18 protein-coding genes and 1 pseudogene are annotated in these 20,785 nt (G+C 52.6%); 11 read left to right on the top strand and 8 right to left on the bottom strand.

Going from position 1 to position 20,785, the window contains the following annotated elements:
- Positions 1 to 42: 42 nt before the first annotated feature.
- From NXS97_RS01430 to NXS97_RS01415, 4 genes are all read right to left on the bottom strand, one after another.
- Positions 43 to 3,120 carry an efflux RND transporter permease subunit gene (locus NXS97_RS01430; protein ID WP_105088706.1) on the bottom strand — a complete coding sequence of 1,026 codons (3,078 nt, stop codon included), beginning with the start codon at positions 3,118 to 3,120 and terminating at the stop codon, positions 43 to 45.
- A complete protein-coding gene (locus NXS97_RS01425) occupies positions 3,117 to 4,247 on the bottom strand; it encodes an efflux RND transporter periplasmic adaptor subunit (protein ID WP_014604610.1) in 1,131 nt (376 codons plus the stop codon). The genes NXS97_RS01430 and NXS97_RS01425 overlap by 4 nt, the downstream gene beginning before the upstream one ends.
- Positions 4,248 to 4,380: 133 nt before the next feature.
- On the bottom strand, positions 4,381 to 5,568 hold the full coding sequence (locus tag NXS97_RS01420; protein ID WP_029569546.1) for a cell wall metabolism sensor histidine kinase WalK: 1,188 nt from the start codon (positions 5,566 to 5,568) through the stop codon (positions 4,381 to 4,383).
- Positions 5,565 to 6,257, bottom strand: coding sequence for a response regulator (locus NXS97_RS01415; RefSeq protein ID WP_014604612.1), 693 nt, complete (start codon positions 6,255 to 6,257; stop codon positions 5,565 to 5,567). Before NXS97_RS01415 ends, NXS97_RS01420 begins: the two co-directional genes overlap by 4 nt.
- Positions 6,258 to 6,362: 105 nt before the next feature.
- Between NXS97_RS01415 and NXS97_RS01410 the strand changes: the two genes are divergently transcribed.
- A complete protein-coding gene (locus NXS97_RS01410) occupies positions 6,363 to 7,169 on the top strand; it encodes a MipA/OmpV family protein (protein WP_105077577.1) in 807 nt (268 codons plus the stop codon).
- Between the two features lie 88 nt (positions 7,170 to 7,257).
- On the opposite strand, the gene NXS97_RS01405 is transcribed toward NXS97_RS01410, so the two are convergent.
- Positions 7,258 to 7,542, bottom strand: coding sequence for a hypothetical protein (locus NXS97_RS01405; protein WP_014604614.1), 285 nt, complete (start codon positions 7,540 to 7,542; stop codon positions 7,258 to 7,260).
- A 176-nt stretch (positions 7,543 to 7,718) separates the two neighbouring features.
- Between NXS97_RS01405 and NXS97_RS01400 the strand changes: the two genes are divergently transcribed.
- The gene (locus NXS97_RS01400; RefSeq protein ID WP_014333098.1) at positions 7,719 to 8,030 is read left to right on the top strand and encodes a hypothetical protein; all 312 of its coding nucleotides are present in this window, start codon (positions 7,719 to 7,721) and stop codon (positions 8,028 to 8,030) included.
- Between the two features lie 35 nt (positions 8,031 to 8,065).
- On the opposite strand, the gene NXS97_RS01395 is transcribed toward NXS97_RS01400, so the two are convergent.
- Positions 8,066 to 8,452: a VOC family protein gene (locus tag NXS97_RS01395; RefSeq protein WP_014604616.1), complete on the bottom strand. Its 387-nt coding sequence runs from the start codon at positions 8,450 to 8,452 to the stop codon at positions 8,066 to 8,068.
- A 535-nt stretch (positions 8,453 to 8,987) separates the two neighbouring features.
- Here NXS97_RS01395 and arnB point away from each other — a divergent pair.
- Genes arnB through arnF form a run of 7 tightly spaced genes read left to right on the top strand, consistent with a single transcriptional unit; the run spans position 8,988 to position 16,341 of the window.
- The gene (gene arnB / locus NXS97_RS01390) at positions 8,988 to 10,124 is read left to right on the top strand and encodes a UDP-4-amino-4-deoxy-L-arabinose aminotransferase (RefSeq protein WP_014333101.1); all 1,137 of its coding nucleotides are present in this window, start codon (positions 8,988 to 8,990) and stop codon (positions 10,122 to 10,124) included.
- A complete protein-coding gene (arnC, locus tag NXS97_RS01385; protein ID WP_013027836.1) occupies positions 10,125 to 11,105 on the top strand; it encodes an undecaprenyl-phosphate 4-deoxy-4-formamido-L-arabinose transferase in 981 nt (326 codons plus the stop codon).
- Positions 11,105 to 13,087: a bifunctional UDP-4-amino-4-deoxy-L-arabinose formyltransferase/UDP-glucuronic acid oxidase ArnA gene (gene arnA / locus NXS97_RS01380; protein WP_105077576.1), complete on the top strand. Its 1,983-nt coding sequence runs from the start codon at positions 11,105 to 11,107 to the stop codon at positions 13,085 to 13,087. The genes arnC and arnA overlap by 1 nt, the downstream gene beginning before the upstream one ends.
- The gene (gene arnD, locus NXS97_RS01375; RefSeq protein ID WP_013027838.1) at positions 13,084 to 13,977 is read left to right on the top strand and encodes a 4-deoxy-4-formamido-L-arabinose-phosphoundecaprenol deformylase; all 894 of its coding nucleotides are present in this window, start codon (positions 13,084 to 13,086) and stop codon (positions 13,975 to 13,977) included. Before arnA ends, arnD begins: the two co-directional genes overlap by 4 nt.
- A 5-nt stretch (positions 13,978 to 13,982) precedes the next feature.
- Positions 13,983 to 15,644 (top strand): lipid IV(A) 4-amino-4-deoxy-L-arabinosyltransferase, encoded by a 1,662-nt coding sequence (arnT, locus tag NXS97_RS01370; protein WP_013027839.1) that lies wholly within the window; start codon positions 13,983 to 13,985, stop codon positions 15,642 to 15,644.
- The gene (gene arnE / locus NXS97_RS01365) at positions 15,644 to 15,967 is read left to right on the top strand and encodes a 4-amino-4-deoxy-L-arabinose-phosphoundecaprenol flippase subunit ArnE (protein ID WP_024471468.1); all 324 of its coding nucleotides are present in this window, start codon (positions 15,644 to 15,646) and stop codon (positions 15,965 to 15,967) included. Before arnT ends, arnE begins: the two co-directional genes overlap by 1 nt.
- Entirely contained in the window at positions 15,964 to 16,341 is a 378-nt protein-coding gene (gene arnF / locus NXS97_RS01360) for a 4-amino-4-deoxy-L-arabinose-phosphoundecaprenol flippase subunit ArnF (RefSeq protein ID WP_019105838.1), read from the top strand. The genes arnE and arnF overlap by 4 nt, the downstream gene beginning before the upstream one ends.
- A 138-nt stretch (positions 16,342 to 16,479) precedes the next feature.
- On the opposite strand, the gene NXS97_RS01355 is transcribed toward arnF, so the two are convergent.
- Positions 16,480 to 18,408, bottom strand: coding sequence for a methyl-accepting chemotaxis protein (locus tag NXS97_RS01355; protein WP_116220109.1), 1,929 nt, complete (start codon positions 18,406 to 18,408; stop codon positions 16,480 to 16,482).
- Between the two features lie 569 nt (positions 18,409 to 18,977).
- On the opposite strand from NXS97_RS01355, the gene NXS97_RS01350 reads away from it, so the two are divergent.
- Positions 18,978 to 19,517, top strand: a complete 540-nt coding sequence (locus NXS97_RS01350; protein ID WP_013027843.1) for a chorismate mutase — start codon at positions 18,978 to 18,980, stop codon at positions 19,515 to 19,517.
- 428 nt (positions 19,518 to 19,945) lie between these two features.
- On the opposite strand, the pseudogene NXS97_RS01345 reads toward NXS97_RS01350, so the two are convergent.
- Positions 19,946 to 20,205: pseudogene (locus NXS97_RS01345) on the bottom strand (IS30 family transposase); the annotation flags it as partial.
- Positions 20,206 to 20,509: 304 nt separating this feature from the next.
- Between NXS97_RS01345 and NXS97_RS01340 the strand changes: the two are divergent.
- Positions 20,510 to 20,668 carry a YnfU family zinc-binding protein gene (locus tag NXS97_RS01340; protein ID WP_217267919.1) on the top strand — a complete coding sequence of 53 codons (159 nt, stop codon included), beginning with the start codon at positions 20,510 to 20,512 and terminating at the stop codon, positions 20,666 to 20,668.
- Positions 20,669 to 20,785: the final 117 nt, after the last annotated feature.

The following is a 20,785-nucleotide window of genomic DNA, read 5'->3' as shown; positions in this document are numbered from 1 at the left end:
CAGGCAGGCCTGATCAGGCCCCCTGTTACTGCCGGTTATCACTCACTGATCTTGCACCTGATTCTGACGGCGTCCTTCTCTTTGCATGACCAGGCTGAGCGAGGCCGGTAACAGCGTTAACGTGACCAGCGTTCCGGTGACCAGACCGCCGATAATGGCGTACGCCATTGGCCCCCAGAACACCTGCCGGGAGATGGGCAACATGCCGAATATCGCCGCACAAGCCGTCAGTAATATTGGTCGGGCGCGATGAATAGCCGCGTGATAAATCGCCTCGTTGTGCATCATGCCTGCCTGAGTATTACTGTCCACCTCACTGATCATGATCACCGCGTTACGGATGATCATGCCTGCCAGCGCGATAATCCCTAACAGCGCAACAAATCCCATTGGCGTTCCACTCGGCAACATGGCGATAACGATGCCGGGTAAGCCGAAAGGGGCCATCAGCAGCGCCAGCAACATTCTTGAGAAGCGTTTCAACTGCAGCATCAACAGGATAAGCATCACACTCAGCGTGACCGGCAACACCGCAAACACCGATCGGTTACCTTTATCCGATTCGGCGACGGTACCGCCTTCTTCAATATGATAGCCGGCAGGCAAGGACGCGCGGAATGTATCCAGTTCGGGCTTCAGCTGATCTGAAACGTTTTCAGCACGCGCCGTAGGGGCAATATCGGTTTGCACCGTAATGTAAGGCTGGCGCTGACGTCGCCAGATAACCGGATCCTCAAGCTGCCATTTCAATGTCGCAACCTGACCCAGTGGGATTTTCTGTCCAGAGGCGGTATCCAGCATCAGACCGTTGAGGATATCGGTATTTTGCCGTTCCTCATCGTTTCCCCTGAGCACCACATCAATCAGTCGGTTACGGTCACGGATCGTGGTTACTGTACTGCCTGACGTCACAGTATTCAGCATGGAGGCGATGCTTTCAGAAGAGACACCAACCGCACGCGCTGCCGTCTGATTGACATCAAGTCTGATAACCCGCTCGGGTTCACCTGCTGTCATATTTACCTCACGCGTATTTGGCGATCGTGACAGCTGTAAGGCCAGTTTTTCCGCAATTTCACGAACCTGCCTGTAGTCGGGGCCTGTAACGCGGTACTTTAGCGGCCAGCCAATCGGTGGCCCCAGTTCAAGGGGCGAAACGCGCGAGGTGATATCACTAAAGTCACGTGCCAGGATGTGATCCAGCTTGTTGCGTACTCTGTCACGAGCGTCAAGGCTCTTCGCAACCACCACCAGCTGGGCAGTATTTTCATTGTCCAGCAAGACCTCCATCGGCAAATAGAAACGTACCGCGCCAGAGCCGACATAACTGGAGAAATGATCGATGTCGTTATCGCTGCGTATCAGGTTTTCCAGTTGTCCGGTTCGCCGGGTGGTTTCGGTTTGAGAGGCATTCGCGGGCAATGTCAGGTTCACTAACAGCTCAGGGCGGTCTGAAGCGGGGAAAAATTCCCCCTGCATCAGCGTTGTGCCGAAGATCCCCATGCCCAGCAGCAGGAGGGCGAGAGTGACCGTCGTCCAGCGATACCTAAGCGTTTGATCGAGCAGGCGGCGATAAAATCGGCCCATCAGCCCCGGCTGTTTGTGCGTTGCGTGGGCGCTATCTGTCAGCAGCCAGGTGCCTGTCACGGGTGAAAACAGAATAGCCACCACCCAGGAGCAGAGCAGAGAAATCAAGACAACCGCAAAAAGCGAGTAACAATATTCGCCCGCGCTGGAGGCGGCAAAGCCCACTGGGATAAAACCGGCTATCATCACCAGCGTGCCCGTCAGCATAGGGAAGGCCGTGGTTTTAAACGCAAATGTTGCCGCCTGCCATTTGCTGTCGCCTGCTTCAATGCGTGACACCATGGTTTCCACCGTGATCATCGCATCATCAACCAGCAGCCCGAGTGCAATAATTAAGGCGCCCAGTGAAATACGTTGCAAACCTATCCCTGCAAACGTCATTCCAACAAACGTCATAGCCAGCACCAACGGGATCGCCGCCGCGACCACCAGCCCCGCCCGAAAACCCAGCGAAAAAAAGGATATCGCCAGGACAATGATGACGGCTTCCGCCAGCACCTGAACAAATCCGCTAACCGCCGTTTTGACGACGGTGGATTGATCGGCGACTTTTATCATATTGATACCATGCGGTAACTGGCTGGCGATAATTGCCATCCGCTGATTGAGTGCCTGGCCAAATCTGAGCATGTTGCCAGAAGGGGCCATGGAAACCGCCAGCCCAATGGCGGGCTCACCATTGACACGAAAGGTGGAAGAGGGTGGCTGTGAGGGCTGAAGCGAGATCGTCGCAATATCCGACAGCGGGATAAAGCGCTGACCAATGCGCAGTGTAACCGCCTCCAGGTTTGCCACCGTCGTCAGCGCACCGCTGACACGAAGCGCAATATTCTCTTTATCGGTGCGTATTTCCCCCGCGGGCGCCACGGCATTCTGCGCCGTTAATGCATCGCTGACTTGCTGAAGCGTAAGGCCCATACCATCCAGCTTCCTGGGTGAGAAGGCGATAACAATCTGCTCCTCCTGTTCACCCAACAGGGTAATTTTGCCCGTGTCAGGCACATCCATCAGGTCACGACGAATATTATCGACCTTATCGCGCAGTTCACGTGGGCTGAAGCCATCGGCGGTAAAACCATAAATGGTGCCAAACGTATCACCAAACTCATCATTGACGCCTGGGCCCTGAACGCCTTGCGGCAGGCTTGGGGCGATATCCTGCATTTTTTTCCGGATCTGGTACCAGATGGTTGGAACCTGTGCCGGGGGCGTATCATCGCGCAGATTAACAAATATCACCGTCTTGCCAGCCCGCGTTTCACTTTCAATAAAATCCAGCGAAGGCGTTTCCTGAAGCTTTTTTTCCAACGTATCGGTGACCAACTGCATGGTGTCTTCGACCGTGGCGCCAGGCCACTGTGCCGACACCACCGCCGTTTTAATCGTAAAGGCGGGATCTTCATTACGCGGCAGATCGATGTAGCTGAGAACACCCGTCGTCATCACTAACAGCATAAAGAAGATCACCAGCTGCTGGTGCGCTAGCGCCCAGGCGGACAGGTTAACGCCGTGCAGAGTGCTGTCCGGTTTCATTTGTCGTTCTCCTCAAGCCTGACGCGCTCGCCTGGCAGCAATGTTTTTACGCCTGCGGTGACCACGCGCTCGCCCGGCTGCACGCCAGCGCTGAGATAGATCTGCTGTGCATCAAACCGCGTCAGTTGGATGGGCCTGACCTGAATCTGCTGGGTTTTGCTGTTAACGACGAAGACGGCAGGCCGCTCCCCGGCTCGCGTGAGTGCACTGGCTGGCAGCGCAATGACCTGGTCCACTTTTCCGGGAAAAGTGCCCAGTACCGTTGAACCCAGTGCCATATCGGCTGGCGGATTGGTCAGCGTCACGCGAAGCCGCCAGGTGCGGGTTTGTGAATCGGCCTGCGGGCTGATATCACGAAACTGCCCGTCCGCCTTCAGCGCAGGATTGGATAACAGCGCGATCCGGATCGGCGTGGTTGTCGCCTTTTCTGTGAGTGTAGGTTCGGCGAGGTCAAACACGGCATCGCGCTTGCCGTCGGCTGCCAGCGTCATGACCGTCTGCGCCGCACTCACCACCTGCCCGGGCTGAACGTTTATCGAGGTGATCACGCCGTCACGCGGTGCGGTGAGCTGTGTCCAGGCCATATTATCGCGCGCATTTTTAAGCGCAGCCTCACTGCTTTGACGGCGGGAAACGGCGACCTGCCAGTCACCTTGCGCGCTATCTAACTGCGCGCGGGAGATGGCACCGCCCGGCATGAGCAGCTTCATACGGTGAAGCGTGAGAGCGGCAACGCGCTCCGATGCCCGTGCACTGTTGAGATCGGCCGTCGCGCTGCTGAGCTGATTTTGGGCAGCATTACTCTCTAATGTCGCAAGCACCTGACCTGCGGTAACGTGCTGACCCATATCGGTCGTTCGGGCGGTTACCCGACCCTCCAGTCTGAACGCTAATGCTATTTCTTCGTGCGCCCGGATCTCACCCGTTTGCGTCATAAGACCGCCACTGGAAAAGGGCGGTACCGTCAGGGTACGGACGGGACGTAGCGTGTCCCGCTGGGCAGGCTTTTCATCTCTACACCCTGCAAGTATCAAGATGCCCACCACGAACAGTGGCGGTACAGCAGCGTTGAAGAGGGTGAGGTGGCGCAGCGCCTGGCGAGCAAAACAAGGAATAAAATCTGTCATAGCCGGATTCCTTAAATGAGACAGCCTCATTTAACGTGGCTTATGTCCAGAATCCTTTTATGAATCATCAAGAAATGGTCAAGGTCAGCAAAAATGCCTGGCGCAGGGCGCGCAGGCTTCACTTTTGCCGGTCCTACTCTGCTGGCAGGCTTTCTATTATGGGCAGCGTAATCATGATGTGTAATCCTCCTTCAGGCGGCAGGCTGGCACGGATAGCACCGCCGTGAGCCTCAACGATGGCTTTCGCAATAGACAATCCCAAACCGCTCCCGCCAGAATGACGGGCCCGGGAGGAGTCTGCCCGAGTGAAACGGTCAAAGATAACGCTTAAGAACTGAGGATCGACACCCGGACCATAATCACGAAACTGCAGGGTGATGGCGGAGTCTGAGGCGTGCGCATCAATGGAAATTCGCTTGCCTTCGGCCGCATAGCGCAATGCATTCTCCATTAAAATCGTGATCACCTGACCGAAGCGGAAAGCATCGCCCGTATAAGGCAGCGATGTTGGTGACTGAACATCTATTTCCACCTGCTCAGCCTCCGCCTGTAGCGCCAGCCAGGAAGCCCTTTCCCGCACCAGGTCAGCAAGATTAAACCGGGACAGATTCAGGCTCAGCTGACCGGCATCGGCTAGCGACAGCAGATGGAGCTCGTCTGTCAGCCGGCTCAGTTGCGTCAGCTGCTTCATAATCATGGAAAACTGCCGAGGTTCGGGTTCAAACACGCCGTCCACAATGCCCTGTAGTCGCCCCATGGCCGCGGTTAAGGGCGAGCGGAGTTCATGGGCAATCGCAACATGTGAGGCTTTAAGTTCACGCTCATAGCGCGCCAGCTGCTGGGTCATCAGGTTAAAGTCATCGGTGAACCGCACTAACTCCTGCGGCGCGCCTTTTACCTGACCGACCGAGGTGCTGAATTTTCCCCGTGCGACATCACGCGCCGCGTGCGCCAACTGGCTGAATTGTTTTGCCAGCGGCAAGGCAAAGCGCAATCCCATCACCACAAAAAAGGGAATAATGAAAGCGACCAGCACGGCTACGGTAATCCAGTCCGAAGACGCAATAGAAGGGTCGGAAAAGCCAACGCCCCACCATTGATCGACGATCTGATGAAAGCGAGCCGGATCCTGCTCCGGATGCAGGCGCAGTTGGGAAAACTCTGCCCAGAGTGCGGCGGGCATACGGTAGTAAACCCAGAGTATTTGCAGGGCAAATCTCAGCCACATGCAAAAGGCGATAAGAATCACGCCGCCTAAGCCGAGAATCAGTATGCGGATACAGATCCAGCGCCACATTGAATCGTTGCTGTCTGGCTTCATGGTTGTCTGAACCTGTAACCCACGCTGCGCACTGCGGGTAAAATCTCCGTCATCCCTGCGGCCTCAAGCTTGCGGCGGAGATTGTAGACGTGAGTATCAACGACGCGTTCAAGCGCATCACTCTCTGGCAGACAGTTCTCGAGCAAAAACAGTCGGCTGAACGGGCGAGTGGGTGCGCGCATTAAGGTCACCAGAATGGAAAATTCCGTCGGTGTCAGATCGAGTCGGTGAGTGCCTTGTGCATTGTTAACCACCGCGGTCAGGGAGTCAGGATCGACCTCCAGCCCTGCCCAGCAGAGCTTATCATCCGCCACTTTCGCTTGACGCGCGCGGCGCAGTACGGCCTGAACGCGCGCGACCACCTCGCCGGGATGGTAGGGTTTAACGACATAGTCATCTGCGCCGTAGCGCAACGCGCCGATTCTGTCTGGCGCGTCTCCCATCGCGGTTACCATAATAACGGGCGTGTCACCGCTGCGTCTGATCGCGGCCAGCACTTCAGTGCCATTCATCACCGGCAGCATGACGTCCAGCAATATCAGGTCAGGTTGCCAACGCCCGACCTGTTCCAGCCCCGTCATGCCGTTACTGGCGACCATCACGTCGTAGCCATCACGTTTCAGATAGGCTTCCAGTACGCTGGCGGCATCGGCGTCATCTTCAATAATCAGTACGCGTTTTGTTTTCATTTGGGCCACCTTGACCGTTTCTCCATCGTTTCCTGGGCTTTTGTTGACATGCTGTTTTTATACTCCAGCCTGGTCGCGACAATGTCGCCTTTACGACACCACCTGATGAGATCAAGCAAAGTGATAATAACCGGAAAACATGCGCTTCACATGGTCAGTTTAATGCTGACGCTAAGTGTTCTGAATGCCAGGGCAGATGACAGTTCTGCGCCGGAAAACAGCCTGACAGTGGGTTTGGCGGCAAACAATACACCACGTTACAGCGGGGCGAAACAGCATCACTGGCAAGCCGTTCCGGTTATTCAGTGGCGCGAGGGGCCGATATTTTTTGATTCTCAGAAAGGGATAGGTTACGACTTACAGGCTGAAAACGGCCTTTACCTGGAGCATACACTGGGATTAAGTCTGGGTCGCTCAGACCGTGATTCGTCGTGGCGAGCAGGGGACGACAGCCTGAAAGGCATGGGGAATATCGATCCGGTTGTCAATACCGCCCTGGCTCTCGGCTGGTCGGTAACGCCCTGGTTTATCGTGGAAGGAAAAGCGACGCTTCCGCTAAGCGACAGCCAGGGTGTTCAGTATCAGACATCGGTCACCCTCATTCCATGGCAGACGAAAAGTGACACTGTAGCATTGCAGATAGCAGGACTGTTTGGGGATGCGCGCTATATCAACACGTTTTACGGGGTAAGCAGGGAGCAGCATGTCCGAAGCGGGTACGCCGATTACACCACCCATGGCGGCTTCTATGGGACGGATGCCAGTGTGACATGGAGCCATCAGTTTGCTTCAGGATGGGGAACCAGTTTAATCGGCGATTACAGCTGGCTGGATAAAAACGCGGCGGACAGTCCAATTGTCTTCCGCCGCGGGGGGGCCTCCGTGACGGCGGCAATCACCTACTCATTCTGACAGGCCAGACCAACAGGATTGTCTGGCGGCTACGGGCGCTGAGTTCCTGTGAGGGTTAAGCAAACCCCCAAAACAGGTCTGTCAGCGCTTAGCCTTTATGGCATGCAATCCGGTCATAGCCTGTTGGCGATTTCTTTGCGGCTGCTTTGCGCTTTTTGCTGTTGATCTTAGGCAGCCAAATCCTGAACTGCTCAGCCAGCAGTCTCGCCTGTTGTTCATCAACCGTCCGGCAAATAAACAGCTTACTCTTGGTCTGATGCGTCACATCAGTGGCATAAATTTCGTAGCTGCTGCCGCGCTGATCGTATTCGATGTCGGTGAAATGCATGTGTGGCCACAGGCCAGTTCTGACCTCAAATTTGCTCAATTCCATGTTTGTTACCGTTAAGTTATTGCTGTGATTAATGTCGTTATCCCTGGTCGGGCCAGTAAATGTAGAACAAATTAGGATTTGTGCCAGTGCGAGGCAAAATTTTTCCGTATTTTTCAAGAGTGATGTGTAAAATCAAGGTATTACCCTCTAATGCAGACTGGTCTTAAGGAGAAAAAATGATTGTCAGGACATGGCACGGATGCGTTCCGCGAGAACATGCCGAAGGGTTTGCCCGCCATCTACAAAAGACGGGTGTTGAGCACGCCCTGGCGACGCCAGGGAATAAAGCCGCTTTCGTGCATCAGGAAACGCAGGGAGAGTGGCAGCATTTTTTTCTGGCGACGTACTGGGAGGATTTAACTGCAGTGAAAAAGTTTGCGGGTGAAAATTACCACGTCGCCGTGACCTGGCCGGATGATAAGGCCTTTGCCTTAGTCTCTGACCCCTATGTTTTCCAGCATCAGGTGAGCGAAATCGTGCCGCTGTAAATGCTCAATATCGGTGCGCCTGCCGGTTGATGAAATCAGCCGACAGGCTGACAAAAGCGGAGAAGATAGCCGTCGGGGTCCTGAACCAGGAACTCTTTTTGACATTCGACGCGTTCCCCCGTGTCGTAACAATTTTCGCGTAGCGGCCGAAAGAGGGGCGTACTCAATCTGAGCAGACGACTGTAGAGCGTCTCGATGTCCGGAACGTCAATCTGTAAGTTTATTCCTCGTCCCAGAGGATAGGCCATTTCAGCGGTGAGCCAACCGCCTTCGTGTACCTGTTCAATCATTAGCTGTACTTGACCATAACAGAGATAGGCAAAGTCAGGATTCTCGCGCCTGATTCTCACCTTAAAACCGATCGCCTCCACGTAAAAAGCCCAGGATGCCGCAAAATCCGTCACGGCAAGTTCAGGCACCATCGGGTTCCAGTATTGAGTGGCTGAGGTTTCATTGGGACGCATGGTTACGGGTAACACCCTGAATTTCAATAAAATTGTGGTTAAGCGAAATTTTCTGTCGAATAAAGCGGGCCAGACGACTAATAAATAACGCGATTCACCTCTGTGACTTTCCCCGATCGTAGCGATTCTGTCAATTTTGTCCTCAGCTTTTTTGAACGCCAAACTGTCTTTTTAGTACCTTCACGCAACTGTCAAACATATCTGTTTATTTAATGTGATTAGTCTGGTAAAAGTGAGAAATATCATGTCAATTTGTTAATTTCTCAAGGTGTTTAATGTTTGGTTAAGGTTCCGGGCGTATGATTTGAGACCGGTGTGAAATAAATATTTTTCTAATGTTTTATTTCTCTTGCCAGATTTTTGTGATTTTGCCTGTTTTTTGCCGATTTTGACGACGTTTGATGAACGTTCAATTGCATTTTTCTCACTTTTGCATTTCAAAATTCATCTCAGTTTTTAGAAAAACGGCAAAACAGTTTAAGGATATTACTTGATGGCGTTTCTTCCGTTTTCCCGCCCATCTCTGGGTGAAACTGAACTGTCTGCAGTACGTGATGTGTTTGCATCGGGATGGATTACTACTGGGCCAAAATGTGCAGAACTTGAGCGTGCATTCTGCCAGCTGACCGGAAATCAACACGCTATCGCCGTGACTTCCGCCACCGCCGGTATGCACGTCATGTTGATGGCGCTGGGCATTAAGGCAGGGGATGAGGTTATTACCCCTTCACTGACCTGGGTTTCCACACTCAACATCATCACTTTACTGGGTGCCACACCGGTCATGATCGATATTGACGTCGATAACCTGATGGTCACGCCTGAAGCCATTGAAGCGGCAATCACCCCAAATACCAAAGCGATCATCCCTGTCCACTACGCTGGCGCACCCGCCGATATCGATGCCATTTATGCTATTGGCAAACGCCATGGCATTCCGGTCATCGAAGATGCGGCACATGCGGCCGGCACGTATTACAAGGGCAAGCATGTTGGCGGGCATGGAAATGCTATTTTTTCATTCCACGCTATCAAAAATATGACCTGCGCCGAGGGTGGTCTGGTCGTGACCGACGATGCTGCCCTTGCCGATCGCATCCGTAGCCTCAAATTTCATGGCCTTGGCGTCGATGCCTTTGACAGACAAACCCATGGCCGTCAGCCGCAGGCGGAAGTCATCATGCCCGGCTTTAAATACAACCTGCCTGATATCAGCGCGGCCATTGCGCTGGTCCAACTTGAAAAGTTGCCTGAAATCAACCAGCGCCGCGCGGCCATTGCGCAACGCTATCTGGAGGCGCTGAAAGATACGCCCTTCAAGCCGCTGGTTCCGCCCGCCTGGTCGCACCAGCATGCGTGGCATCTCTTCATCATCCGTGTGGATGAGCAGGCATGTGGTTTCTCTCGCGATGCGCTGATGCAGAAGCTTAAAGAGCAGGATATCGGAACCGGCCTGCATTTCCGCGCGGCCCACACACACAAATATTACCGCGAGCACTATCCGCAATTATCGTTGCCCGCGACTGAGTGGAACAGCGAACGCATTTGTTCGATTCCGCTGTTTCCCGACATGACAGATGATGACGTTGAACGCGTTATCAGCGCACTACGTGAACTGACTGGGGTTTAAATGTTCGACGATAAAGAGATTGAAAAAGTATCGGTAGTGATCCCGGTCTATAACGAGCAGGAAAGTTTACCGGCATTAATTCAGCGCACGAATGATGCCTGTAAAAGTCTTAATCTGGACTATGAGATCCTGTTGGTTGACGACGGGAGCCAGGATGCATCAGCCGTAATGATTGCTGACGCCGCCTCGCTGCCGGACAGCCATATTGTGGCTGTGCTACTTAACCGTAATTATGGCCAGCACTCCGCGATCATGGCGGGCTTCAGTCACGTCAGCGGAGATTTGATTATCACGCTGGATGCAGACTTGCAAAATCCACCTGAAGAGATCCCGCGTCTGGTGGCTGCCGCCCAGGAAGGCTATGACGTTGTGGGCACCGTTCGCCAGAATCGCCAGGACAGCTGGTTCCGCCGTCAGGCATCACGCACCATCAACCAGATGATTCAGCGCGTGACCGGAAAATCGATGGGTGATTATGGTTGCATGCTGCGGGCTTACCGTCGCCACATCATTGATGCCATGCTGAACTGCCACGAGCGCAGCACGTTTATCCCTATTCTGGCGAATACCTTTGCACGACGCACGATCGAATTGCCCGTCACTCATGCTGAACGTGAGCACGGCAGTTCAAAATACAGCTTCATGCGCTTAATCAACCTGATGTATGACCTGGTGACCTGCCTGACCACGACCCCGTTACGCATGCTGAGCGTGCTCGGCAGCCTTATTGCGCTGACTGGTTTTGCCTTCTCCGTGGTGTTGATTCTTCTGCGACTGTGTTTCGGAGCAGCCTGGGCCGGTGATGGCGTCTTCGTGTTATTTGCCGTGCTGTTTATTTTCATCGGCGCGCAGTTTATTGGTATGGGGCTGCTTGGCGAGTATATCGGCCGTATTTACAACGATGTTCGTGCCAGACCTCGCTATTTTATTCAACGTGTTATCAATCCTCAGAAAGACCGTTCTGTACAGGAAACCGAGTAATGAAAACTATCGTCTTCGCTTATCACGACATGGGTTGTGCGGGCATCAATGCGCTGTTAAAAGCGGGCTTTACCATCAGCGCGATCTATACCCATGCCGACACGGCGTCAGAAAATCACTTTTTTGGCTCTGTGGCGCGAATCGCGGCTGAAAATTCTATCCCGGTTTATGCCCCGGAAGAGGTTAACCATCCTCTGTGGATCGATCGCATCAAATCGGCTGAACCCGATGTCATTTTCTCTTTCTATTACCGTAACCTGCTGTGCGATCAGATTCTGAACAGTGCGAAGCAGGGTGCCTTTAACCTTCACGGCTCACTGCTGCCGAAATATCGCGGACGCGCACCATTAAACTGGGCGCTGGTCAACGGAGAAACCGAAACCGGTGTCACTTTACACCGCATGGTTAAAAAAGCGGACGCGGGCGAGATTATTGCTCAGCAGCGTGTCGCCATCGCCGAGGAAGATAACGCACTGACGCTGCACCGCAAGCTGGTTGACTGCGCCAGCGCGCTTCTTGAAAGTGCTTTACCTGCCATGAAACAGGGCAACATCGTTGGCTCCCCGCAAAATGAAGCGGACGCCACGGTAGTGGGTCGTCGTACGCCAGAAGATGGCCGGATTAACTGGGCGCTGCCTGCCAGCCAAATTAATAATCTGGTGCGTGCGGTGACCGATCCGTGGCCGGGCGCGTTTGCCTTTGCCGGCACCACCAAATTCGTGGTCTGGAAAGCAAAAGTACTCTCCACCCCGCATAACGTCAGGCCCGGCACCGTGCTGTCTGCAGAGCCATTTGTCGTGGCCTGTGGAGAAGGCGCCCTGGAGATTCAGACCGGCCAGACCGCAAACAGCGTGTACATGAACGGTGTTCAGCTGGCTCAGCATCTGGGCATGGTGAATGGCGCACTGCTTTATTCACAGGCCGTTGCAGCCGTAAAACGCCGTACCCGTGTCTTAATCCTGGGTGTGAACGGATTTATCGGTAACCATCTGACCGAACGTTTGCTGCAGGATGACAATTTCGAAGTCTTTGGTCTGGATATTGGTTCTGATGCGATTAGCCGGTTTGTCGGACATCCACGCTTCCAGTTTGTTGAAGGCGACATCAGTATTCACTCTGAGTGGATTGAGTATCACATCAAAAAATGTGATGTGATCCTGCCCCTGGTGGCCATCGCAACACCGATTGAATATACCCGTAATCCGCTGCGCGTTTTCGAACTGGATTTTGAAGAAAACCTCAAAATTGTTCGCGACTGCGTTAAATACGGCAAACGCATTATTTTCCCCTCGACGTCTGAAGTGTACGGCATGTGTACCGATGCGAATTTCGATGAGGATCACTCAAATCTGGTCGTGGGTCCGATTAACAAACAGCGCTGGATTTATTCCGTTTCCAAGCAACTGCTGGATCGCGTTATCTGGGCTTACGGGGAAAAAGAAGGGCTGCGCTTTACCCTGTTCCGTCCTTTCAACTGGATGGGCCCGCGCTTAGACAACCTGAACGCGGCGCGTATTGGGAGTTCACGTGCGATCACTCAGCTGATCTTAAACCTGGTGGAAGGATCGCCCATCAAGCTGTTTGATGGTGGTCGCCAGAAGCGTTGTTTTACCGATATCAGCGACGGTGTCGAAGCGCTGTTTAAAATTATTGAAAACAAAAACAATAATTGCGACGGACAAATCATCAACATCGGTAACCCGGATAACGAAGCCAGTATCAAAGAGCTGGCTGAGCGTCTGCTGGAAAGCTTTGAACGTCATCCGCTGCGTGCCAGCTTCCCACCGTTTGCCGGCTTCCGCGAAGTGGAGAGCAGCAGCTACTACGGCAAGGGCTATCAGGATGTTGAACACCGTAAGCCATCAATCCGTAATGCTAAACGTCTGCTCGGCTGGACGCCTACCGTGGAAATGAACACCACGATTGATAATACGCTCGACTTCTTCCTGCGTACCGTTGAGCTTCAGGACGACAAGGAATGAGAAAGGTTGGTCTGCGTGTTGATGTAGATACCTGGCGCGGGACAAAACTTGGTGTCCCCGCGCTTCTGGATCTGTTCAATAAACATGATCTCCAGGCGTCGTTTTTCTTTAGTGTCGGACCCGACAACATGGGACGCCATTTATGGCGTCTGATGAAACCACGCTTTCTGTGGAAAATGCTGCGCTCACGCGCAGCATCCCTTTATGGCTGGGACATTCTGTTAGCCGGAACGGCCTGGCCAGGAAAGCGGATCGGGGCAGGGATGAGCGATATCATTCGCTCAACCGCCGATCGCCATGAGGTCGGTCTGCATGCCTGGGATCATTTTGCCTGGCAAACCTGGGCGGGCGTCTGGAAAGCGCCGCAGCTCATTCAACAGATAGCGTTAGGGCGCGACGCGCTGGAAGCCATAACCGGACAACCGGTGACCTGCTCAGCGGTGGCCGGATGGCGCGCTGATGGTCGCGTAATCCAGGCAAAAGAAACGTTTGGCTTTCAGTACAACAGCGACTGCCGCGGTACCAGGCCGTTTCGCCCACAGTTAAGAAATGGCGAGCTGGGTACGGTTCAGATCCCTGTCACCTTACCGACATGGGACGAGGTCGTCGGACCCACGCTCAGCGCCGAACGTTTCAACGACTACATTCTGGAAAAAATTCAGGCTGACCAGGGCACGCCGGTTTATACCATCCATGCCGAAGTGGAAGGTATCAGCCAGCTTAGTGCGTTTGATACGTTGTTGCAGCGCGCCCGTGAGCAGGGAATACAGTTTTGCCCGCTGAGCGAACTCTTACCTGCAGACCTCGAAACCTTACCGGTGGGTAAAGTGGTTCGTGGTCATATCGCTGGCCGGGAAGGCTGGTTGGGTTGTGAGAATTTAACAAGGTAAGCACCATGACTGCCACCAAAAAGACCCTATTACTGGTTTCACTTTTTATCCTCTATTATTTAGTCCCTCTGGAGTTCCGTAATCTTTGGCAACCTGACGAAACACGTTATGCCGAAATCAGCCGGGAAATGCTGCAAAACGGTAACTGGATTACGCCGCATTTCTTCGGTCTGCGTTATTTTGAAAAACCGATAGCCGGGTACTGGTTCAACACCGTAGGTCAGGCCATTTTTGGCCACAATAACTTTGCGGTCAGGATTGGTTCGGTCTTTTCAACGTTGATGAGCGCAGTGCTGATTTTCTGGCTGGGCTGCCGTATTTTTGCGCAGCGCAGCGTGGCGCTAACGGCCAGCGTGATCTTTTTAACCTCGCTGCTGGTTTACGGCGTCGGAAGTTACGCGGTGCTGGACCCGATGCTGACATTGTGGATGGTGGCCGCCATGTGCAGCTACTGGTATGCCAGTGAGGCACAAACTAACCCGCAAAGGGTCGTGCGTTATCTGCTGTTAGGGCTGGCCTGCGGTATGGGCTTTATGACCAAAGGTTTTCTGGCTCTTGCCGTACCGGTGATAGCGATCCTGCCCTGGGCCATCTGGCACCAGCGTTTCCGCGAACTGGTTATTTTTGGCCCGCTTGCCATCGTCAGCGCGGCATTAATCAGTGCGCCCTGGGCGATCGCGATTCAGCAGCAGCAACCTGACTTCTGGCATTACTTTTTCTGGGTCGAGCATATTCAGCGTTTTGCAGAAGAGAATGCCCAACACAAAGCGCCTTTCTGGTATTACGTGCCCGTCCTGATCGCCGGTGCGCTTCCCTGGCTGGCGCTGCTGCCTGGCGCATTGCGGTCGGGCTGGCGCGAACGCAAACAGTCTCCCGGTGCGCTTTATCTCCTGAGCTGGGTGGTCATTCCGCTGCTGTTTTTCAGTATCGCAAAGGGCAAACTGCCAACGTATATCCTGCCCTGCTTTGCGCCGTTGGCCTTGCTGATGGCCAGCTATGCCTGGCAAAAAGCCCGCCAGAACACGCGAGTCTTTACCATCAATGCGTGGATAAATATCGTATTCGGTACGGCCTGTATGATTGCGTTATTAGCCGTATTTGCGCCCTGGGGTTTGAGTCATCGACCGCTCTATGGACCGCATCAGTTGCTGGCGCTGTCTATGGCCGTGTTGTCCTTTGCTGGCTGGGCAATTGCGGGGCTTTTCAGCCTGAAATCGCCACAAAGTCGTTGGCTGGCAGCGGCACTATGCCCGCTGGCTCTGGCACTCTGTGTGGGTTCGGCCATTCCTGAAGGCGTTGAAAACACGAAGCAACCGCAGGTGTTTATTCGCAGCATTGAAAGCAGCCTTGCCAATAGCCGCTACATATTAAGCGATAATTCAGGCGTCTCTTCTGCGATTGCCTGGACGTTGCAGCGTAGCGATATCATTGCATACAGTCAAAAAGGCGAACTGCAATATGGCCTCAGCTTCCCGGATGCGCATTCCTCCTATGTCAGCAGCGAAGATTTCCCGCAGTGGCTTAAGGCACATCGTAAAGCGGGCAATGTCTCATTGATTTTAATGCTGGATCGTGGAGAAGCGACGCCAACAGACTTACCGCCTGCGGATGCTGTTTACCGTAACGGTCGGATGCTTTTGCTGCAATATAACCAGGCTGATGAGTGATGAGTTTGTTGTTGGTCCTGCTGACCAGTCTGCTTACCTGTGCCGGTCAGCTCTGCCAAAAGCAGGCGGCGCGTCAGACAAACCGGGCACGACTTACAGGTTGGCTGGTTGCCAGCCTGGCGCTGCTGGCGCTGGGGATGGTCGTCTGGCTGTTAGTGCTGCAGCGGTTGCCCGTCAGCCTGGCTTACCCAATGCTGAGTATTAATTTCATCCTGGTCGCGCTGGCCGCGCGCTTTGTCTGGCAGGAAAGAATGACCCGCTGGCAGTGGATGGGCACCGCACTGATTGTGGTGGGCGTGGCCATCATAGGGAGTTACGCATGAGAGGCTACCTGCTGGCACTGTGCAGCGTCTTACTCGTGACGCTTGCCCAGCTGATGCTGCGCTGGGCAATGCACCAGTTGCCCGCGCTGCCGATGTTGATAACGCAATACGCGCTTTACTGGCTACCGCTGCTGGTGCTGTGTGGCGGTTTAACGGCGTATGCCTGCTCGATGGTGAGTTGGTTTTTAGCATTGCGCCACCTGCCGCTGAGTCGGGCTTATCCGCTACTGAGCATCAGCTACGTGCTGGTGTGGTTGCTGGCGATCAGCCTGCCGCTGTTTGCAGAGCCTTTCCATGCGGGCGCGATGGCGGGGGTATTTCTGATCCTGGTGGGTTTACTTTGTCTGTGCGTCAAGCCAGCGAAAACGAGCTGAAAGCACGGTTTCGCTCTGAGTCATGTCAGGCAGTTAACGTCTGGCTATGCCGAAAGAGCAGGGGCAGGGTTGGTGAACCGCGTTGATGCGTATCAAACACAAACGCCGGCATTATGCCGGCGTTTTTTATCATCACAGTCAGAACGTTTCCCAGTTACCCTCGGCTGGACTGGGCTGACGAAGAGAGACAGGCGCTTTGGTCACAGATTTTGCTGTGCTGTGGCTAACGGCCATTCCACTCTTGTTCGCGGGCAACTGGAACACGGCGACCGTTTTTTCCAGCTCTTCTGCCTGAGACTCCAGCGAGCTGGCGGCGGCTGAAGACTCTTCAACCAGTGCGGCGTTTTGTTGTGTTGTGGTATCCATTTCTGTCATTGCCTGAGCAATTTGTGATATGCCGCGGTTTTGCTCATCGGAAGCCGCCGCGATTTCGCTCATGATGTCCTTCACCTGCGTGACGGACAAGACTATTTCATCCATCGTCGATCCCGCCTGATCGACCAGCGTGGACCCTTCGTTAACACGATGCAGTGAATCACGGATCAGCGTCTCGATTTCCTTCGCCGCCACAGAACTGCGCTGCGCAAGATTTCTGACTTCGCCGGCGACAACTGCAAAACCCCGACCTTGCTCGCCCGCCCGTGCCGCTTCAACAGCTGCGTTCAACGCCAGAATATTTGTCTGGAAAGATATTCCATTGATTACGCTGATGATTTCGCCAATTTTACCTGAGCTGGTTGTAATGCCTTGCATGGTGGTGACTACGTTACGAATGATGTCACCGCCCCGTCCGGCATTCGCCGATGCTTCCGTTGCAAGCTGGCTGGCATGGTGAGCGTTTTCAGCATTTTGCTTAACGGTGGAAGTTAACTCTTCCATACTGGCAGCGGTTTGCACCACGGCGGCAGACTGCTGCTCAGTGCGCGATGACAAGTCCATATTACCGGCGGCGATCTCAGAAGAGGCACGCGCCACACTGTTCACTCCGTCGCGCACGTTGGTGATGATGTTTTGCAGACTTTCGTTCATCACGCTGACCGCCTGCATCAACTGGCCCAGTTCGTCGCGCCGCGTGGTTGAAAGCGTGGCGGTAAGGTCGCCTTCAGAGATGCGCTGAGCCACGCTCAACGTTTCTTTCAGCGGTACCGTAATGGCGCGCGTAATACGCCAGGCAACCAACAGGCTGAGCAGGATACACAATGCGGCAACGACGGCGATCTGACGTTCAGCGTTAAGTAGAGCGCTGGTAGATTCAGATGCCTGGTAGTCAAAGAGCTCAGCCACAGATGTATTTAACTTTTCGGCCACTGCACTGAGTTGTGAAGAGGCAGCGGCCTCTGCATCCACGGAAGTCATATAGTCCGTGAAAGCCTGCTTTAATTGCGTCAGATCCGTTTTTTGCGTATTAAGGACAGTCTGGATCTCAGGAATGGCGAGCGCCGAAAGCTGAGTTCGGATCTGCTCAATGGACGTAATATTACCGTAAATTTCGACTTTACTGGCTTCAGTGGGCTTGTCAATAAAGCGCTCGACGTCACCGGCGACCTCCTTCAGTAATGAGGCTAAGCGTAATACCTGCAGCATTGCCTCTGGCTGAGCGGGAATATTCACCCCATCAAGACTTTGCCCAAGCGTGAGCAGATCGTTACCCTGAATAACCGCAGAAGCCGCAAAGGTCTTTTTGGAGGCGAGATAGAATGCCTGGCGCAGGGTTTGATAGCTTTGTAACGCGCTCCCCAGAACGTCAAGCTGTTGTTCACCCTGAGCGTTCCAGTCAAATTTCTTTAACGTGTCAAAATGGGCGCTTAATTCGTTGAGTGCGCGGGCGTTGACCTGAGCATACTGCTCGTCTTTCGTGTACTGATACAGTAAACGGTTCATGCGCGCTTTACTGAGTGTATTGACCATGTTGACGGTAACGTCTTGTTTTGCTGAATTCTCTTTAATGCTCTGGAAACCTTTAAAGGCCAGAAGCGCTATCGCGAGGGTCGCAACGATAAGCACGCCAAAACTCAACCCCAGCTTTTTTCCTATTTTCATATCGGAAAACGTACGTGTAATAAACATAATTTCACCCTGACAGGAAGGAAAAAGAAAGCGTGTTTTGCAGCCTGTATTAACCCCACACTGCTTAATGAAACTTATCGACTACCACCATGAAAACTTTAAAGACAATTTGAAATATAAATTCACAACTGTGACATCAGTCTGTTTAGGCGCTGTTTTACGACTTTTTTATGGTTTAGTATTAACAGTTAAGCCCATAATAGTTAGGGGGCGAATAATTTAAGCAGGTTTTTTGCTGACTTTTTTTTACATTTGAAACCAGAAAAAATATAAAATTTAAAAATCTTTACCAAGAATAAAAGATTTTAAAATCAATAAGTTGGTTGATCTGCCTTCCGGCGGGTATTTATTAACATCTTAAAGATTTGATAATCACCCCTGAAACTTAAATTCGCAGAAAAAATACGTTACTTTCTCTTAACATCGCCAGCTTAGTGATTAACATTCTAGTTATAATTTGTATTAGTTAATTACAGAGATTAAATAATATTTCTATGAAACTCGCTCCCTGAGAGGTACGTTTAATCTGATTAATCTTTTTCAACTATTTGGAAACAGGCTAACCAAACATGCAATATATGACCTTTCTTCTTGCTGCATTAATTTTCTGCGGCTCTGCCGCCGCCGCGCCAGCGTCAGAACCCGTTTCACTACTCTCTCGGGCACTGCATGAGAGAATGCTGTTAATGAAGGATGTTGCAGCCTTCAAAAAAACGCACAATAAGCCGATTGAAGACCTGGCTCGGGAACAGGATGTGTTAGCCGAAGCCAAAGAGAAATCGGCAAAAGCTGGCCTCGATCCACAGTCTGTGACCGCTTTTTTCCAGGGACTGATGGATGCAAGTAAAGCGATTCAGTATCGTTACCTGGCAGACTGGTTGAGTGCTCCGCATGCCGTCCCACCCGCCAAAGATCTGGCAGAGTTGCGCCAGCAGATTAATCTGTTAGACGGACAGATTTTGCAAGCCATCAACCAGCAGCTGTCGCAGGGTGGTTTTACCAAAGGCGATTTAGCTCAGCTACATCAGCAGCTAAATGTCCAGCATCTGAGTGATAACGACATCAATAACGTTTTGCTGGGGCTGGAGCACATTCGGCTCAAAAAATAACGGTCCGCCGCGCGCGGCGGAATGCACGTCCAACATCCTTGAACGTCTTCTCATACGTTTGCAACGTGACAGGTTATCTACCTTAACGGGTACCGCAATTTTTACTCTAAGAATCCTTAACTCCCCGAAGCGTCAGCAGGAAGTTGACGCTTCGTAACCCGGCAATTGCGCCTTTCGCGGTGAAAGCACGCTCATCCGGGTTACCTGCGTTTCTTCATTGCTGAAAGCCTGCAGGGCTGTTTAAAGAAAGGTAGGGAATGTCACGATTTATATGGCTGTAGCCGACTACGTCGGGCGTAAGGGGCCGTTCATCATCTGCGCCATCTTTTACGTCCTCTGGCGCCGTCATGCCGCTTAAGCGCCATACGAAACACGGCTCTCACTGCAGGGGTTAATTCAGATTAAAACGTCCGCTTTGTGCTGTGAGTTCAACCGATAGATGCAACACATTTATTGAACCCTTCTGCGGGTGATTCATAGTCTGGCGTTTTTCTCGGCCTTTCGTTGAGCTGTCTGGCAACGCTGTTTAGTCTTTGCTGGCTGTGAACCGATAAGTCAGTTCCCTTTGGAAAATATTGTCTGAGCATCCTGTTCGTATTTCCATTTGAGCCATGTTGCCAGGGGATTGAGGATCGCAGAAGTAAATCTGGATGTCTGCTGCTACAGTAAACCGGGTGTGGCGGGTCATCAGTTCTTAAAGGAGCCTCACCCCTGATTGTTTAGAGCGTTGATACTCTCGGAAGCGCTTAAAAACAGGGCATAAATAACCGTCGCAAGCACTTTTTTTTGACAGTCAGTAAAAAACTGAGGTTTTTAGCAATAATATTTTTTTAGAAAAAGTATGAAAGTGACGCCTTTTTCCAGGGGCAAAATTAAATAATCCTCCCACTTTATGTAACTGCTCACTTGCAGGCAGGTAACAACGAAACAAATCGATTGGAAATTAATCAACTGTGATAGTATGAGTTTCATTCCTCTAAAGGGTAACCACCATGTCTCTTCTCGATTACGCCAGGAAGTTCATGAGTGCTCCGTCCACGGTAGTCTGTCCTGCCTGCGGTTTAAGTTCCTCCCAGCCTGCCTCAAAGATTCGCCTGAAACAGGCTATGCTTTGTCCGGGATGTAAATCTCTCTTTGTCTCTCCACGTTAGCACCTGACTTTCAGATCCGACGATCTTCCCTGTTATACCGTAAAGACCTGGACCTGCAGCTGATAAATCCCTGATGCCTTACGCCCATCCTGAGAGAACGTTTCTGAACTGATTTCT

This window comes from Pantoea sp. B623, assembly GCF_024814475.1.
Taxonomy (GTDB): domain Bacteria; phylum Pseudomonadota; class Gammaproteobacteria; order Enterobacterales; family Enterobacteriaceae; genus Pantoea; species Pantoea ananatis.
This window is presented reverse-complemented; position numbering and strand designations above follow the sequence as displayed.